The following is a 16,595-nucleotide window of genomic DNA, read 5'->3' on the forward strand; positions in this document are numbered from 1 at the left end:
CGCTCCGCCCGTTGCCGGTACAGCCCGTAGCTGCACGGGCCAGCCTCATCATCACCCGCGCGTGTGACGTCGGAGATTATCGGTATCAACTTCGAACCGGTCGCTCATGATTCAGTCCCCATCGCTTGCTCCCAGATGCGTCGGCGCAGCAGCAAACTCGCACGGTATCGCTCACCGCGATACAGCGCATCAAGATGATCGAGCAGGTTACACACTGTCGGCGCTCCGAGCTTCTCAAGCCATTCGAACGGCCCCAACGGATAGTTGGTACCGAGCTTCATGGCGGTATCAGTTGAGGCTTCGTCGCACACACCCTGTTGCACGGCGTCTGCGGCCTCATTGGCGAGCATGGCGACCGTTCGCGCTACGACCATTCCCGGCGCATCGCCGATTTGAATCGGCTTGCGGCCCGCCGTCTCGAGGAGATTGCACACAACCGCGCGTTGCTGTTCTCCGCAACTGGGCGCAAACGCGACGCAAAGCGGGCCGGCGTCGTCACGGAGGATAAGGTCAATGACGGCGACATGGCGGTGACCAGATTGTGCAGCGATCTGTGCGGCAGGACGGCCGTCCGTTACGCAAATTAGCGTATCGCCAGCAAGCAGCGTGTCCTTCATCAATATATTGTCGGTACGCCCCAGTGAGGCACCGGCGGGATCGGCATATTCGACGTCCCATCCCTCGCCGGACAGTTCAGCGCCTAGCGTTGCAATGGTGAAGCTGTCACCGGACACGCTCACGCACGGTGGGTCGGTATCGACCTGTGCGGGCATCGCAGCAGCTTCTGCCAGGGGTTCCGCCGGGTAATCATGGAAACCTCGCCCGCTCTTGCGGCCCAGCAAGCCACCATCTACCAGTTCTCGCTGGACGATGGATGGGGTATAGCGCCGGTCAAAAAAGCTGGCCGCAAACATCGACTCGGTCACCGAGAAATTGACGTCGTGACCGATCAGGTCCATCAACTCACAAGGGCCCATCCGGAAGCCCGCGGCACGCAGCGCAGCGTCGATTTGCGACGGCGTCGCATATTGATCCTGCAGCAGAAGCAGCGCTTCCGCGTAGAACGGCCTGGCAATGCGGTTGACCACAAAACCCGGAGTGGAGCGTGCGTGGATCGGCACCTTGCCCCAACGCACCGCCAGATCGGCCACCGCGTGCGCAACAGCGCTGTCGGTCGCCGCGCCGGAGACGACTTCGACGAGTTTCATGACAGGCACCGGGTTGAAAAAATGCATCCCGACGAGCCGTTGCGGCAAGCGCAGATCACGACCTAACGCGGTAACGGAAATCGATGATGTATTGGACGCAAGGATCGTCCGGTCAGCCACGAGACTCTCGAGTTGCGCAAGCAGTTCACGCTTGGCGTCGAGACGTTCAACAATTGCTTCAATCACAATACCGGCTTCGCTGACGGCGGCAATAGCATCGACAGGCTCGATTCGCGCAACCAGGGCCCTGGCATCAGTGGAATCGAGTTTTCCCGCGTCGACCCGCTTTTTCAGATCAGCGTTGAGCTTATCCAGTGCCTGCGCCGCAGCGCCGCTCCTCGCGTCGAAGAGCAGGACCCGATGTCCGGCTGCTGCTGCGATCTGCGCAATGCCTGCGCCCATTGTCCCGGCGCCGATAATGCCAACCGCCGCGTCATTCCTCAGCCCGGAAGCGTCCCGATTCATTTGACACTCCAGGCTGCGGGCCGTTTGTCAAAAAATGCGGAGAACCCCTCTTTCGCCTCTTCCGTGGAACGGACCCGGGCGATGGTCGCCGCGGTGAGATCTGTGACGTTCCCGTCAATCGGACGGCCAGCGATATCGCCGAACAAGGTCTTTATTTCCTGCAATGCAGTCGGACCATTTCCCGTCAGCCCGGACACAACCTTCTGCACCTGCCCGTCCAATCCTTCGCTCGTGGTTACATAGTGAACGAGACCCAGGTCGCGCGCCTCGGCCGCGTCAATCAGCGATGCGGTAAGTGCAAGACGTCTCGCCTGCCGCACACCGACCGCCTCAATCAGGTATGGCCCAATCACAGCGGGCAGAATCCCAAAACGCGCCTCGGTGACAGCAAAGCGGGCCTGCTCGCTCGCAACCACAATGTCGCAGACGCAGATCAGGCCCACGCCACCGCCAAACGCCCCGCCCTGCACCCGCGCGACAATAGGCCTGGAACATGCATGAAGCGCCTGCATCATGCTGGCGAATCGCCGTGCATCCTGGATGTTCGCATCGGCACGGTTAGCGCTCGCCCGTTTCATCCAGTTGAGGTCCGCGCCGGCACAAAACACGTTGCCGGCCGACGCAAGTACGATCACCCGGACGCCGTCGTGCGAACCCAGTTGCAGAAAGCAGCGCGTCAACTCCTCGATCATCGCCTCGTTGAACGCGTTATGCACGTCGGGGCGGTTTAGCGTAACGCGGGCGACACCCGTCTCGTCGACAACGCAATCAAGGGTCGCGAAGTTGTCGTCAAATGTGTTCTTTTCAGTCACCGGGATTTCCATTCGCTTACGGCGGCAACCTGTCGTGCCGTCCCTTACACCAACCGGGCAATGCGGCCGTCAGAATCAACTGCGGCACCCGGTTGGCACTCGCGTCAATCAATATGTTTCAAGATGCAGACGCCCTTCGCGCCTCAGGCGCGGCCAAAGCGTCGCCCAGTCGAGACCGTTCCGTTCCGCAATCTCCTGCAGCGCCTGCAGCACGCCGTCCTCCATGCCCTTCAGGCCGCAAACGTAGATGTACGTGCCGTCGCTCTTCAGCAACTGTGCGATATCAACCGCTCGCTCGCGCATCGCGTCCTGCACATAGCGCTTCGGCTGTCCGGGCGTGCGGGAAAACGCAAGGTTCGTATCGATGAAGTCCTTCGGTAAATTGGTCAGAGGTCCGAAGTACGGTAACTCTTCTTTCGTGCGCGCTCCGAAGAACAGCATCAGCTTGCCAGTCGCACCCTTCAGGCGCCGGCGCCGGCGGTATTCCGTCATGGCGCGCATGGGCGCCGAGCCCGTACCGGTGCAGATCATCAGCAGATGAGAGTCCGGGTGGTTCGGCATCAGGAAGGTGCTGCCGAATGGCCCAATCACGGTAACCTTGTCGCCCTTTTTCAGGTCGCACAGGTAATTCGAGCACACGCCGTCGGTCGCATTGTCCTGATAGTCACGCGTGACGCGTTTGACTGTCAGCGATACATTGTTATAGCGGGGACGCTCGCCATCGCGTGGACTGGCGAGCGAATACTGGCGCGCGTGATGTGGCTTGCCGTCCTTCGTGGTGCCCGGCGGCAGAATCCCGATCGACTGTCCTTCAAGCACGGGAAACGGCAAGGTGCCGAAATCCAGCACGATATGATGGATGTCACTGTCGGCCAATTCGTCGGTAAGACGGTAATTGCCCACGACCGTCGCCGTAGTCGGCGCCTTGTGCGTATACAGGTTCACGTAGGGCTTCGCCGCCGACCACGGCGGCACGGTCGAGCCGCGCGCAGCATCGACTTCGATGCCACTCGCTGTTTCGCCCGTTTCGTCGTCCCCGTTTGCTTGCGCTGTCGCATCAAGCGCGGCGTTCGCGGTCGTGTTCTGCGCCGGCAGCTCGTCCCAGCTGAACTGCTCGTCGATGCTATACGCGTCGGCCTTGAGCACGGTACGCCAGTTGTCGATGGCGCCGGTGGGGCACGGCGACACGCATGCCATGCAGCCATTGCACACGTCCGCCTTCACGACGTAGTTGTTATCGTCATGCGTAATCGCGTCGATCGGACAGGTCTCTTCGCAGGTGTTGCAGCGAATACAGATTTCCGGGTCGATCAGATGCTGCCTGAGCACTTCTATTGGAACTGGAGCATTCATGGTTGTCTCTCCCTGCGTCCGGTCCCGCTGCCTGAACGCTCAGCGTGGCCGGACGCCTGATATGGCGCAGATACGGCTTTGGCCAGATCAGTTGAATCGCACATATTCGAAGTCAATCGGCTGGCGGTTGATGCCCATCGCCGGCGGTGCAATCCAGTTGGCGAACTTGCCCGGCTCAACCACGCGGCCCATTAGCGACGCGACATACGCGCGGTCTTCCGGTGTCGCGAGCCATTTCGCCTCATTTGCGGCCCATTCGGTTTCGCTGACGACGCGCCCGTCCGGCGCCACGCGCGTGCCGGCAAACGTACCGATCTGGCGATTGAACGCCTTGTGCGGCACCGTCAGGCGGAACTCGATGCCGGCCTTCTCCAGCACCTTGTTCCAGCGGTTCACGCCCGCCACCGAGTCCTTGATGTAGTCGTCGCGCAGCACTTCGTTCATCGCGTTGAGCATCGGCACTTCGCGTTCGACCAGCTTGCCGTCCTGGACGTCGAGCAGTTTGTAGCTCTGCCCGCCAAGCTGATGGTCGTCGTCGCGTTTGGTTTCCTCATAGCGGCCCTTCAGGCCCGAGCTATAGAAGGTCGCCGCATTCGACGAATGATCGGCACCGAACAGGTCGATCGTCACCGAGTAGTGGAAGTTCAGGTAGCGCTGGATCGTCGGCAGATCGATCACGCCCGCGGCGCGGATCTGGTTGACGTCATCGGTCTTCAGTTCGTTCATCACCTGGGCAGTACGCTGCACAACGCGCGAGACGCCAGACTCCCCGACGAACATGTGATGCGCTTCTTCGGTCAGCATGAACTTCGTGGTGCGGGCGAGCGGATCGAAACCCGACTCCGCGAGCGCCGACAACTGGAACTTGCCGTCGCGGTCCGTGAAGTACGTGAACATATAGAACGCCAGCCAGTCCGGCGTTTTCTCGTTGAATGCGCCGAGAATGCGCGGATTGTCGTCGTCGCCCGAGCGGCGGCCGAGCAATGCTTCGGCTTCTTCACGGCCGTCACGACCGAAGTAGCGATGCAGCAGGTACACCATCGCCCACAGGTGACGACCTTCCTCGACGTTGACCTGAAACAGGTTGCGCAGGTCGTACATCGACGGCGCGGTCAATCCGAGGTGACGCTGCTGCTCGACCGACGCCGGTTCCGTGTCACCCTGCGTGACGATGATGCGGCGCAGGTTCGCGCGATGCTCGCCGGGCACGTCCTGCCACGCCGCCTCACCCTTATGCTCGCCGAACTGGATCTTGCGGTCCTGCTCACCCGGCGTGAGAAAAATGCCCCAGCGATAATCGGGCATCTTCACGTGATCGAAGTGGGCCCAGCCTCCTGCATCGACGCTCACCGCCGTGCGCAGATAGACGTCATAGCCATGCGAGCCGTCCGGGCCCATATCGCCCCACCACGACAGGAAGTTCGGTTGCCACTGTTCGAGCGCGCGTTGCAGCGTGCGGTCGTCGGCAAGATTGACGTTGTTCGGAATCTTTTCGCTGTAGTTAATCGTTGACATGGTCGGTTCCTTGATCGGGAAACAGCAGTGCTTGAGATGAGAGGCACGTATTGACGGCGGACTGCGGGCAGCGGAGTCAGACCCGCGAGACGTCGAATTGCGCCTTGCTGCCCTTGCCGTACACCTTGAGCGCGCCCTTCTCGCCCACTGCATTCGGCCGGTTGAAAATCCAGTTCTGCCATGCGGTCAGGCGGCCGAAAATGCGCGTCTCCATCGTCTCGGGACCGTTGAAACGCAGGTTCGCTTCGAGACCGGTCAGCGCGTCCGGCGACATCGCCGCGCGTTCCTCGAGCGCGATGCGGATTTCGTCGGCCCAGTCGATGTCGTCCGGCGCTGCGGTCACGAGGCCAAGGCGTTCAGCCTCGACCGGCTTGACTGCCTGGCCGATCTTCGCGCGCACGGCGTCGAGCGGTGCGGTCTCCTCGTAGAAGCGGCGCGCAAGGCGTGACTGGTGCGTGACCAGCGGATAGAGGCCGAAGTTGACTTCCGACAAGGTGATCGCCGGTTCTTCGTCTTCGTTACTGGGAATTGCCGCCATATAGGTGCGATCAGCGGCAAACGCGAGTTCGGCGAACGTGCCGGCAAAGCATGAGCCCGGTTCGATCAATGCAAAGAGCGAGCGGGATGAGACATCGATGCGCGCCAGCGTGCGGCGCAGCAGACCGATCGTTTCGCGCACAAACCAGTGATTCTGGTGCTGGATGAGCGTCGCATCGGCGGCGAGCACAGCGCGGGCGTCGCCTTCGGTCCTGAAGATCCACGTGCCAATCTCCAGTTCGTTGGTGCGCATCGACAGGATCGCGTCGTCCAGTTCGCGGGCGAACCGCAGCGGCCACCAGTTCGAGCCGGCGGCGACGATGGCGTCGATGTCGGTCGGTTGCGGGCTCGCCGGCGCCTTGGCGGTGAAGGTAGCGGTACGCTTTGCACGGTCAATCGTGACGTCGACGGTCTGGTAGCCCAGACCATCCGCGCGCTCGGTGCGTTCGATAAAGGTCAGCGCCACGCCCTTCGCATCGGCAGGACGGTCGCTTTGCGCGGCGAGTTCCAGCGCGCGCGCGGCAATCGCCCGATCGAACTGGTTGGGCTTCACGACTTCATCCACCAGACGCCATTCTTTTGCGCGTTCACCGCGAATACCTTCGACCACCGTGCAGAAAATATCGGCGCGGTCGTGGCGGACACGGCGTTTGTCGGTCACACGAGTCAAACCGCCCGTGCCGGGCAGCACGCCGAGCAGCGGCACTTCCGGCAATGACACCGACGACGAGCGGTCATCCACCAGATAAATTTCGTCGCATGCCAGCGCCAGCTCGTAGCCGCCGCCCGCGCAGGCGCCGTTCACCGCCGCGAGGAACTTGAGGCCCGAATGACGCGACGAGTCTTCGAGACCATTGCGCGTTTCGTTGGTGAATTTGCAGAAGTTGACTTTCCATGCGTGCGTGGACAGACCCAGCATGAAGATGTTGGCGCCCGAGCAAAAGACGCGGTCCTTCAGGCTCGTGACCACCACCGTTCTGACTTCGGGATGCTCGAAGCGGATGCGCTGGATCGCGTCATGCAGTTCGATGTCGACGCCCAGATCATAGGAATTCAGTTTGAGCTTGTAGCCGTCGCGAATGCCGCCGTCTTCGGCGATATCGATGCCGAGCGTCGCAACGGGACCGTTGAACGTCAGCTTCCAATGCTTGTATTGCGAGGGACTGGTACGGTAATCGACGCGTTGCGCCGCGCCGATGGCGGTTTCTGCTGAGGACATGGGGCGTCTCCTGGACTGGACGATGCAAGATTGTTTTGTGAACAATAATGCACCGTCACACCCATGTAAAGCACTTTACTTCATTTTATATCGTAAACCCTTAGACGAATCCCGCAATTCAGTTCACGTGTGCGTCATCCGGCGCTTCGGCCGCCAGTCGTGCGGCAAGACGGTCGCGCAATTGCAGATAGGCATCTGCGAGGGTCTTCTCACTGGTGTCGTAAGTCATGTCCGCTCGTCCATACAGTTCGCTGCGGCCCGCCAGGATTCGCTTCAGATCGTCCATCGCTTCCTTGTTGCCCGACATCGGCCGCAGGTCGCCTTGCGCAACCACCCGCCGCATATGCTCTTCCGGGGTGGCCTGCAACCATACGGTGAAGCAGTGCGCGAGCAGCATGTTGAAGGTGCCCGACTCCGAAACCAGCCCACCCGGCGACGCGATGACCGCCTTCTCATGCTCCTGGATCACCGCCTCGAGCGCGCGGTGCTCGTAGCGCCGGTAAGCGCTCGCGCCGTACAGCGAATGAATTTCGGAAGGCGGGCAGCCCGCCAGTTGCTCGATCACCCGCGTCAGCTCAACGAACGGCACCTTGCGCTCCTGCGCGAGCATGCGCCCAAGCGTCGACTTGCCCGCGCCGCGCAAACCGATCAATGCGATACGGTCCTTGCGGTGAGGGTCGCGCGGCGCCTGCGCGAACATCTCGGCCAGCGCGACGCGCGCCCGCTGCAGCGCGGCCTGATCACGCCCGTGCAGCAACTCGCGGATCAGCAGCCATTCTGCCGACGCAGTGGTCTCGTCGCCGATCACCTCGGCAAGCGGGCAATTCAGTGTGCTCGCGATCTGCCGCAGCACCAGCACCGACGCGTTGCCCACGCCCGACTCCAGATTGGCCAGATGCCGTTCGGACAAACCCGTCTCGGTTGCCAGGGTCTTGCGGGTCATGCCGCGGCGCGCGCGCAGGAGCCGCACGCGCTCTCCCATCGCCGTCAGGAAAGGATCGCGTTCCGCCCGCGTTGCGTCCTCCGGACGCTCGTCCAGGGGCACGGCTGAGTCAGTTTGATTCATGTTTTCGGACCTCACGACTTCTATATATGTACTATAGTGCTTGACACGCAACCGGCGAACGGTTAATTTTCGCCAAATATTGATCCAATCACAAACGCCGCGCAGATTTTTTGAGCGGCGTCTCGGAGACGGCTAGCGCACGCACATGAACTCAGGTGCGTGCCAGCGCTTTTTAGAGGCTCGCATGACCCCACAAGACTTCCAGCGCCTCGTCGCGGGCGTCACAGAACAACTCGTCGATCGCCCGTTGGACGACGAACTGGCGCGGTGGCTGAACAACACCTTGCCCGCCGGTGGCACGACTTTCCGCGAACTCGCCGACGCCTGCCGCGATGGCGTCGCCGCAGGCTGGCTGTGCAACCGCGAAGGTGGCGGCATCCGCTACGGACGCATCTTCAAGGCATTGCCCGACACACACGGCTTTTCGGTCGACGTGGTCGACATGAAAGATATTGCCGGGCCGCACCATGTCCATCCGCACGGCGAGATCGATCTGATCATGCCGCTCACCGAAGGCGCGACCTTCGACGGCCATCCGGCCGGCTGGTGCGTCTACGGACCCGGCAGCGCGCATCGCCCGACTGTCGCCAACGGCCAGGCGCTCGTGCTGTATCTGCTGCCGCAAGGCGCCATTGAGTTCACTCCTGCCTGAGAGCGCCATCATGACTGAATTGCTGAAGAATTACGTGGCGGGCCAATGGGTTGCCGGAAATGGCGAAGGCAGCACGTTAACCGACCCGGTGACGGGCGAAGCGCTGGTGCGGGTGTCGAGCCAGGGGCTCGATCTTCCACGCGCCTTCGATTTCGCCCGCGAGCAAGGCGGCGCCGCGCTACGCGCGCTCACTTATGCCGAGCGCGCCGCGCGTCTTGCCGACATCGTCAGGCTGTTGGAGGCGAAGCGCGACGATTACTACGCCATCGCCATCGCGAACTCCGGCACCACCCGCAACGATTCCGCGGTGGATATCGACGGCGGGATTTTCACGCTTTCTTATTACGCGAAACTCGGCGCGACGCTGGGCGACGTGCACGCGCTGCGCGACGGCCCCGCCACCTCGCTCAGCAAGGACCAGTCGTTCAGCGTGCAGCACGTGCTCGCGCCCACACGCGGTGTCGCCCTCTTCATCAACGCGTTCAATTTCCCGTCATGGGGGCTGTGGGAAAAGGCCGCGCCAGCGTTGCTGTCCGGTGTGCCGGTGATCGTCAAACCGGCCACCGCCACCGCCTGGCTCACGCAACGGATGGTCGCCGATGTGGTCGAGGCAGGTATCCTGCCGCAGGGCGCGCTGTCGGTCATCTGCGGCAGCTCCGCGGGCCTGCTCGATCAGGTGCAGGCCTTCGACGTGGTGTCGTTCACCGGCTCCGCTGAAACCGCCGCGATACTCCGCGCTCACGCTGCCTTTGTTCAGCGCGGCGCGCGCCTGAACGTCGAGGCCGACAGCCTGAACAGCGCGATCCTGTGCGCCGACGCCACACCCGATACGCCAGCCTTCGAACTGTTCATCAAGGAAGTGGTGCGGGAAATGACGGTGAAGTCGGGACAGAAATGCACGGCGATCCGGCGTGCGTTCGTGCCTGAGGCCTCACTCGAAGCGGTGCTCGATGCGCTGAAGGCAAAGCTCGCGAAGATCACCGTCGGCAATCCGCGCAACGACAGCGTACGCATGGGCTCGCTCGTGTGCCGCGAACAGTATGAGAGCGTGCTTGCTGGAATCGCCGCATTACGCGAGGAAGCCGTGCTCGCGTATGACGGCTCGGCCGTGCCACCCGTCGACGCGGACCCCGCGATTGCCGCATGCATCGCGCCGCATCTGTTCGTGGTCAACGATCCCGATCGCGCGACGCTGCTACACGACGTCGAAGTCTTCGGACCGGTCGCTACGGTTGCCCCGTACGAGCCGGCCAGCGACGCCAGCGAACTGCGCGAAGCACACGCCATCGCGTTGGCGCGGCGCGGCCGCGGCTCGCTCGTCGCCTCGGTCTATTCGAATGACGACGCGCACCTCGCCCGGGTCGCGCTGGAACTCGCCGACACGCACGGTCGCGTCCATGCGGTCTCGCCATCGGTGCAAGGCAGCCACACCGGCCACGGCAACGTGATGCCAATGTCGTTGCACGGCGGTCCCGGCCGCGCGGGCGGCGGCGAGGAACTGGGCGGCTGGCGGGCGCTGGCGTTCTATCATCGGCGCGCCGCCATCCAGGCATCGAGTACCGGCATCGATGTATTGACGCAAATGGCCCATTCGCTCGAAACCTGAGCACGGCGGCTGCCTTACGCAACCCCGCCCCTGCCCGAACTCACGCAGCACACGACACGCACTGGCGCACACCGGTTACGCCGGGAATTCGAGCGGTTCCCGTGCCTGTGAGCCGGGCGACCGCCTCACCCGATGGAGGAGACACATGGAAGCCCTGCTGGAATCGCCTGCCAGTCAGCCCGAGCCCGCCTTGACGGCCGAGCCGCCGCCGGCGCAATTCAATTTCGCCGCGCACCTGTTCCGCCTCAACGAGACACGTGCCGGCAAGCCCGCGTACATCGACGACCGCGGCGTCACTACCTACGGACAACTCGAAGAAAAGGGCCGCCGCTTCGCCGCTGTGCTACGCACGCTCGGCGTGCACGCGGAAGAACGTGTACTGCTGGTGATGCAGGACTCCGTCGAATTGCCAATCGCGTTTCTCGGCGCGCTGTATGCCGGCGTCGTCCCGGTGGTCGCCAACACGCTGCTCGGCGCGCCGGACTATGTCTACATGCTCACGCATAGCCACGCTCGCGTCATCATCGCTTCGAGCGCGGTGCTACCCGCGGTCGAAGAAGCGCTTGCCGTCGCCGACCATGATGGCTGCCAGTTGATCGTAGCGCAGACGGCCAGTAGTAAGACCCACGTACCGCTCCTGAGCGAACTCATCGATGCGGCCACGCCCGCGCCCAAAGCTGTTGCGAGCGGCTGCGACGATATCGCGTTCTGGTTGTATTCGTCGGGCTCGACGGGCAAGCCCAAGGGCACCGTGCATACTCATGCGAACCTGTACTGGACCGCTGAACTGTACGCGAAGGCGATCCTCGGCATCGTCGAACAGGATGTGGTGTTTTCCGCCGCCAAGCTGTTCTTTGCGTATGGACTGGGCAACGGACTGACCTTCCCGCTTTCGGTCGGAGCAACTGCGGTGCTGATGGCCGAACGCCCTACCCCCGACGCGATTTTCGCGCGTCTCACCCGGCACAAACCCACCGTTTTCTACGGCGTGCCCACGCTCTATGCGAGCATGCTGGCCTCGCCCAATGTCCCCGCGCGCGAGGACCTCGCGCTGCGCATCTGTACGTCGGCGGGCGAAGCGCTGCCGCGCGAAATCGGCGAGCGCTTCACCGCGCGCTTCGGCGCGGAGATTCTCGATGGCATCGGTTCGACCGAGATGCTGCATATTTTCCTGTCCAATCGCGCCGGCAGTGTCGAATACGGCACGACGGGCACTCCGGTGCCCGGCTACGAGGTTGAACTGCGCGACGAGAGCGGACATGCGGTAGCTGACGGCGAAGTGGGCGATCTTTATATCAAGGGACCTAGCGCCGCGTTGATGTACTGGAGCAATCGCGAGAAGTCGCGCGCAACTTTCCTCGGCGAATGGATCCGGAGCGGCGACAAGTATCGCCGGCTGCCAAACGGCTGCTATGTCTACGCGGGACGCAGCGACGACATGCTGAAGGTGAGTGGGCAGTACGTCTCGCCGGTGGAAGTGGAAATGGTGCTCGTGCAACACGATGCGGTACTCGAAGCGGCCGTCGTCGGCGTCGATCACGGCGGTCTCGTGAAGACACGCGCCTTCGTCGCGCTGAAAGGCGAGTTCGTGGCGTCTGACGCATTGGCGGACGAACTGAAGGCGTTCGTCAAAGGGCGGCTCGCGCCGCACAAATACCCGCGCGATATTGTATTTGTCGACGATCTGCCGAAAACGGCAACCGGCAAGATTCAACGCTTCAAACTGCGCGAACAGCTTTGAGCTGGCTAACGAGGTGGTTCATGCACAATCCTGCAACAACGGCAACCGATAGCGAACTGGCTGTGCTCCCTGCTACTGCCACACGTGATCCGCTGAACATCGAATACCAGTGGCTCAATCCCGAACTCAGCGCTGCACCCGTTGCCGTGTTCCTGCACGAGGGACTCGGCTCGATCGCGATGTGGCGAGACTGGCCGCAGACGCTGTGCGACCAGCTCGGCATGCGTGGCCTCGTCTATTCACGGCCGGGCTACGGACGCTCGACAGCGCGACCTCACGACACGAAATGGCCGGTGGATTTCATGACCGTCCAGGCGCGCGACGTGTTGCCGGCCTTGCTGGACACGCTTGGCGTCGATAGTGCCGAGCGTTCGCGGATGTGGGTGATCGGCCATAGCGATGGCGGGTCAATCGCTCTGCTTTACGCGTCCTCTTTTCCCGGCGAGCTGGCCGGCGCCGTGGCGATCGCCCCGCACGTATTCGTCGAGGACATTTCGGTCGAAAGTATCGCGCAGGCGAAGGTAGCCTATGAGCAAGCCGGTTTGCGCGAAAAACTCAGCCGCTATCACGCCGACGTCGATTCGGCGTTCTATGGCTGGAACGACATCTGGCTGAATCCGGCGTTCAGGACGTGGAATATCGTCGACACCTTACGGGCAATCCGCTGCCCGTTACTTGCTGTTCAGGGTCATGACGATCATTACGGCACCATGGCGCAGATCGAGGCGATCGCAGAACAGGTGCCGCATACACAATTGGTAAAGCTGGATGCTTGCGGACACTCTCCACATCGCGATGCGCCCGAGGCGTTGAACCGCGCAATCATCACTGTGATCAGATCCGTCGCTGCTACGAGCCATGGCACCATGGCGCGCCTCGATTGACAATCCGGTTTCCTGGTCCATCTCATCTCACACTTGTTCGGACAGCAGGCGTAACGGCCCGCATCAGCAAACCAGTTGAATCCGGGTCCACCTTTTTCAACCGGCTTCAATGCGTTCGCCGAGCAGATCGCTGGAAACCTCCTTCAGGCACGCATTGAATAACTGTGCGGCCGGCGTCGTCGAACCCAGCCGCCAATAGGCGACGATTTCCCCCAGCGGCTGCAGCGGTGGCAACGGCAACACGCGCATGTTGCCGCGCATCACCTGAGGTCGCGCGACGGACATCGGCAGGATCGACACGAAGTCGCCGCTGCGGATCAGCGCGACGTTCAACGCCAGCGAACTCGATTCGACCGCGCCGGGGTCAGGGGTTAGATCGTGCACCGCGAGGGCCTCGACCAGCGTAGCGTAAGCGGGCGAGCCATGCATTGGCGTGATCCAGCGACATCCACGTAAGTCCGCCCATGTCGTCGGCCGATCGGGATCGCCCAGCGGATGATGCGCTCCCGCAACGAACACGAACGGCTCGCGGTGCAGTATTTCCTGCTTTAGCGTGGACTGGGCGCTGTTTGCGCCGGCAATGCGGTTGCGGCCAAGCGCGATGTCGAGTTCGCCGTCGTCCATCATCCTGATCAGCCGGTCCAGCGTCGATTCGGCAAAGGAGAGCGAAGCGGATGGCGCGCGCCGGATGAACAGTTGCACTGAGTTGGCAATCAGCGGTTCGGGAATGGTGACGACCGCTCCGACCCGGACATGCCCCGCCGTACCCGACGCCAGCGCACTCACGTCGCGTTTGGCCAGTTCGATATGGCGCAGCACTTCCCGTCCGCACGAGACGATTACCTGACCGATACCGGTTAACTCCAGTGCATTGCCCACACGGTTCACCACCGCGACACCGAGCGCGTCTTCGATCTCCGCGATCTGCTTTGAAATGGCGGGCTGCGTGACATGAAATGCCGCGGCCACCCGCGTAACCTGACCAAGATCGGCAAGGCTCACGAGAATCCGCAGATGCGGCAATTTCAGACCGCTCCGAAAAAATCGCTCGATTGGATCGCTGTTTGACATATAGGGTTTTCCCCAGAATCAACGGATGACATAACTAGATGGTTATAACTTTCGCCTAATTCGTGATTTGCAGCAATGGCTGCCGCATCGCTAATCTTGAAACGCTGGACGCCATGCAGCCTATGGCGACGCCGCAATCAGTCAGCACCAGTCTCAGGCGGGAGAAGCTTTCACGCTACCCACAAGAAAGCGTCCGCCGCACAATACGCGGTGCAAGGCGAGACGACAACGGAGACATCGTGCCGGCGGCACGAACAAGACAGATATGAACACTGATTCATACGGAAATGGCCTTGCCATCGGCAAGGAGCTCGACGATCCGGCCGATGCCGCACTCTACGGCAAGCTTACGCGGCGCATCGTGCCGTTCCTCTTTCTGGCGTTCGTGGTCGCCTACATCGACCGCGTGAACGTCAGCTTCGCGAAGCTGCAAATGCTTGCCGACCTGTCGCTGAGCGAGACCGTCTATGGCGCAGGCGCCGGGATTTTCTTCGTTGGGTACTTCATCTTCGAAGTGCCGAGCAATCTCATCCTCCACCGCGTCGGCGCGCGGCTCTGGATCGCCCGGATCATGGTGACGTGGGCGGTGGTGTCGAGCCTCACGGTGTTCGTCACCGACGCAAGCTCGTTTTACCTGCTGCGCTTTCTGCTGGGTATCGCTGAAGCCGGGTTCTTTCCCGGCGTCGTGCTGTATCTGTCGAACTGGTTCCCGTCACAGCGACGCTCGCAGATCATCGCGCTGTTCATGGCGGCGATTCCGGTGTCAGGTGCGATAGGCGGTCCGCTGTCCGGCTGGCTGATGGCGCATCTAGCCGGCGTCCACGGTATCGCGGGCTGGCGCTGGCTGTTTCTGGTCGAAGGGCTCGGCTCGCTGGTGGTGGGCGTCGCCGCATTCTTCGTGCTGACCGACAGGTTCGCCGACGTGCGTTGGCTGAACGCCGAAGAAAAATCGCGGATCGCCGCCGACCTCGCCCGCGACGCGCTGACGCGCACCCACACCTCGGCGCGCGGCGCGTTTGCCAGCGTGCAGGTGTGGTTGCTGGGTCTGCTGTATTTCTGCATTGCGATGGGCAACTATGGGCTGGCTTTCTGGGTGCCCACGATCATCAAGGCGAGCGGCGTCGCGAGCATCGGCAATATCGGCTTGCTATCGGCGGTGCCGTCGCTCGTCAGCGTGATCGCGATGATCTGGATCGCGCGCCATGCCGACCGCCGCAACGAGCGACGCGTACACGTCGCGCTCTGCTGCGTGATCGGTGCGGCCGGCCTCCTCGCATCCGTGCTGTGCGCCGCCAACGTGACCGTCTCGATCGCCGCGCTGGTCGTCGCCGCGATCGGGATCAACTCGATTGCGCCCGTGTTCTGGGGCATTCCTACTGCGCTGCTCGGCGGTGCCGGCGCGGCCGCCGGTCTGGCGGTCATCAACTGCACCGGCAATCTGGCGGGCTTTGTCAGCCCGTTCATTGTCGGACGGCTGGCCGATCTGAGCGGCGGCAAACTGCTTCCCGGCATGCTGGCGATTGCCTGCGCACTGGTGGTCGGCGCGGCGATCGTGCTGTTCATGCCTTCTCATCGCACTTCCCAAAGGACGTTCAAATGACGCAATCCAGCACGCCCGTCTGCGTGATTACGGGTTCGGCTTCCGGCATTGGCGCGGCGACCGCGCTGCGCTTCGCACAGGCGGGCTGGTCGGTCGCCATCGGCAACTTCGACGACAGCACGCGCGACGCGGCGTCGACGGTCGAGGCGTTGTGCCGCGACGCGGGCGCACAGACACTGATCTTCGACGCGGACGTCGGCAAGGATGCCGACTGCCGGCACGCGGTCGATATGGTCGCGAGCCGCTGGCAGCGGATCGATGCGCTGATCAATTGCGCGGGCACCACCCGCGTGATTCCGCACAATGCCTTCGATCAGATCGACGACTTCGAATTCGAGCGTGTCTATCGCGTGAATCTGATCGGCCTTTACCAGATGACGCGGGCGGCCGTACCGCTGCTGCGCGAATCAGCGAGCGCGACGCGCAGTACCAGTGTGGTCAACGTGTCGTCGCTGGCGGGGTTGAACGGCACGGGTTCGTCGATCGCGTATGCGGCTTCGAAAGGCGCGGTGAACACGTTGACGCTGTCGCTGGCGCGCAATCTCGCGCCGCACATTCGGGTGAACGCCCTCGCACCCGGTATGGTTGATGACGGCTTGCTGCTGCGTGTGCTCGACGCCGCCGCCTACGACGGCGTGCTGTCCCGGATGACGGAGAGCGCGCCGCTCAAACGCGTTTCCCGGCCCGCGGAAATCGCCGAACTGGCGTGGTTCCTCACGGCACACGCCCCGGCAATCACGGGGCAGGTGATCGCGGCGGAAAACGGCCTGCTGCTGGGCGGCGCATGACGGTCAGGCGAGCGCAGTTTGCGCCGCCGCTGCCTGCTCCGCTCTCACAGTACCAGGCCTTTCACATAAAAGCGAAAC

General features: G+C 62.6%; 13 protein-coding genes. 6 read left to right on the plus strand and 7 right to left on the minus strand.

The window, feature by feature from the left end; all coding sequences use genetic code 11:
- Positions 1–104: 104 nt before the first annotated feature.
- The 6 genes from BXE_RS40875 to BXE_RS40900 form a co-directional block, all read right to left on the minus strand.
- Positions 105–1,673 (minus strand): 3-hydroxyacyl-CoA dehydrogenase, encoded by a 1,569-nt coding sequence (locus BXE_RS40875; RefSeq protein WP_011494010.1) that lies wholly within the window; start codon positions 1,671–1,673, stop codon positions 105–107.
- Positions 1,670–2,497, minus strand: coding sequence for an enoyl-CoA hydratase-related protein (locus BXE_RS40880; RefSeq protein WP_011494011.1), 828 nt, complete (start codon positions 2,495–2,497; stop codon positions 1,670–1,672). The genes BXE_RS40875 and BXE_RS40880 overlap by 4 nt, the downstream gene beginning before the upstream one ends.
- Positions 2,498–2,593: 96 nt before the next feature.
- Positions 2,594–3,838 (minus strand): benzoyl-CoA 2,3-epoxidase subunit BoxA, encoded by a 1,245-nt coding sequence (gene boxA / locus BXE_RS40885; protein WP_011494012.1) that lies wholly within the window; start codon positions 3,836–3,838, stop codon positions 2,594–2,596.
- Positions 3,839–3,925: 87 nt separating this feature from the next.
- On the minus strand, positions 3,926–5,353 hold the full coding sequence (boxB, locus tag BXE_RS40890) for a benzoyl-CoA 2,3-epoxidase subunit BoxB (RefSeq protein ID WP_011494013.1): 1,428 nt from the start codon (positions 5,351–5,353) through the stop codon (positions 3,926–3,928).
- 76 nt (positions 5,354–5,429) lie between these two features.
- Entirely contained in the window at positions 5,430–7,109 is a 1,680-nt protein-coding gene (gene boxC / locus BXE_RS40895) for a 2,3-epoxybenzoyl-CoA dihydrolase (protein WP_011494014.1), read from the minus strand.
- A 118-nt stretch (positions 7,110–7,227) separates the two neighbouring features.
- Positions 7,228–8,175 (minus strand): helix-turn-helix transcriptional regulator, encoded by a 948-nt coding sequence (locus tag BXE_RS40900; protein WP_011494015.1) that lies wholly within the window; start codon positions 8,173–8,175, stop codon positions 7,228–7,230.
- Between the two features lie 184 nt (positions 8,176–8,359).
- On the opposite strand from BXE_RS40900, the gene BXE_RS40905 reads away from it, so the two are divergent.
- From BXE_RS40905 to BXE_RS40920, 4 genes are all read left to right on the plus strand, one after another.
- A complete protein-coding gene (locus BXE_RS40905; protein WP_011494016.1) occupies positions 8,360–8,827 on the plus strand; it encodes a DUF4863 family protein in 468 nt (155 codons plus the stop codon).
- A 10-nt stretch (positions 8,828–8,837) separates the two neighbouring features.
- On the plus strand, positions 8,838–10,433 hold the full coding sequence (locus BXE_RS40910; protein WP_011494017.1) for a 3,4-dehydroadipyl-CoA semialdehyde dehydrogenase: 1,596 nt from the start codon (positions 8,838–8,840) through the stop codon (positions 10,431–10,433).
- 145 nt (positions 10,434–10,578) lie between these two features.
- A complete protein-coding gene (locus tag BXE_RS40915; RefSeq protein WP_011494018.1) occupies positions 10,579–12,174 on the plus strand; it encodes a benzoate-CoA ligase family protein in 1,596 nt (531 codons plus the stop codon).
- A 20-nt stretch (positions 12,175–12,194) separates the two neighbouring features.
- On the plus strand, positions 12,195–13,058 hold the full coding sequence (locus BXE_RS40920; RefSeq protein ID WP_011494019.1) for an alpha/beta fold hydrolase: 864 nt from the start codon (positions 12,195–12,197) through the stop codon (positions 13,056–13,058).
- Positions 13,059–13,154: 96 nt separating this feature from the next.
- Here the strand turns inward: BXE_RS40920 and BXE_RS40925 are convergent, their stop codons facing one another.
- Entirely contained in the window at positions 13,155–14,129 is a 975-nt protein-coding gene (locus tag BXE_RS40925; RefSeq protein WP_011494020.1) for a LysR family transcriptional regulator, read from the minus strand.
- A gap of 265 nt (positions 14,130–14,394) precedes the next feature.
- Between BXE_RS40925 and BXE_RS40930 the strand changes: the two genes are divergently transcribed.
- Complete coding sequence (locus BXE_RS40930) at positions 14,395–15,729, plus strand: MFS transporter (protein ID WP_011494021.1); 1,335 nt, start codon at positions 14,395–14,397, stop codon at positions 15,727–15,729.
- Positions 15,726–16,517 (plus strand): SDR family NAD(P)-dependent oxidoreductase, encoded by a 792-nt coding sequence (locus BXE_RS40935; protein ID WP_011494022.1) that lies wholly within the window; start codon positions 15,726–15,728, stop codon positions 16,515–16,517. Before BXE_RS40930 ends, BXE_RS40935 begins: the two co-directional genes overlap by 4 nt.
- Positions 16,518–16,595 lie beyond the last annotated feature (78 nt).

This window comes from Paraburkholderia xenovorans LB400, assembly GCF_000013645.1.
Classification (GTDB): domain Bacteria; phylum Pseudomonadota; class Gammaproteobacteria; order Burkholderiales; family Burkholderiaceae; genus Paraburkholderia; species Paraburkholderia xenovorans.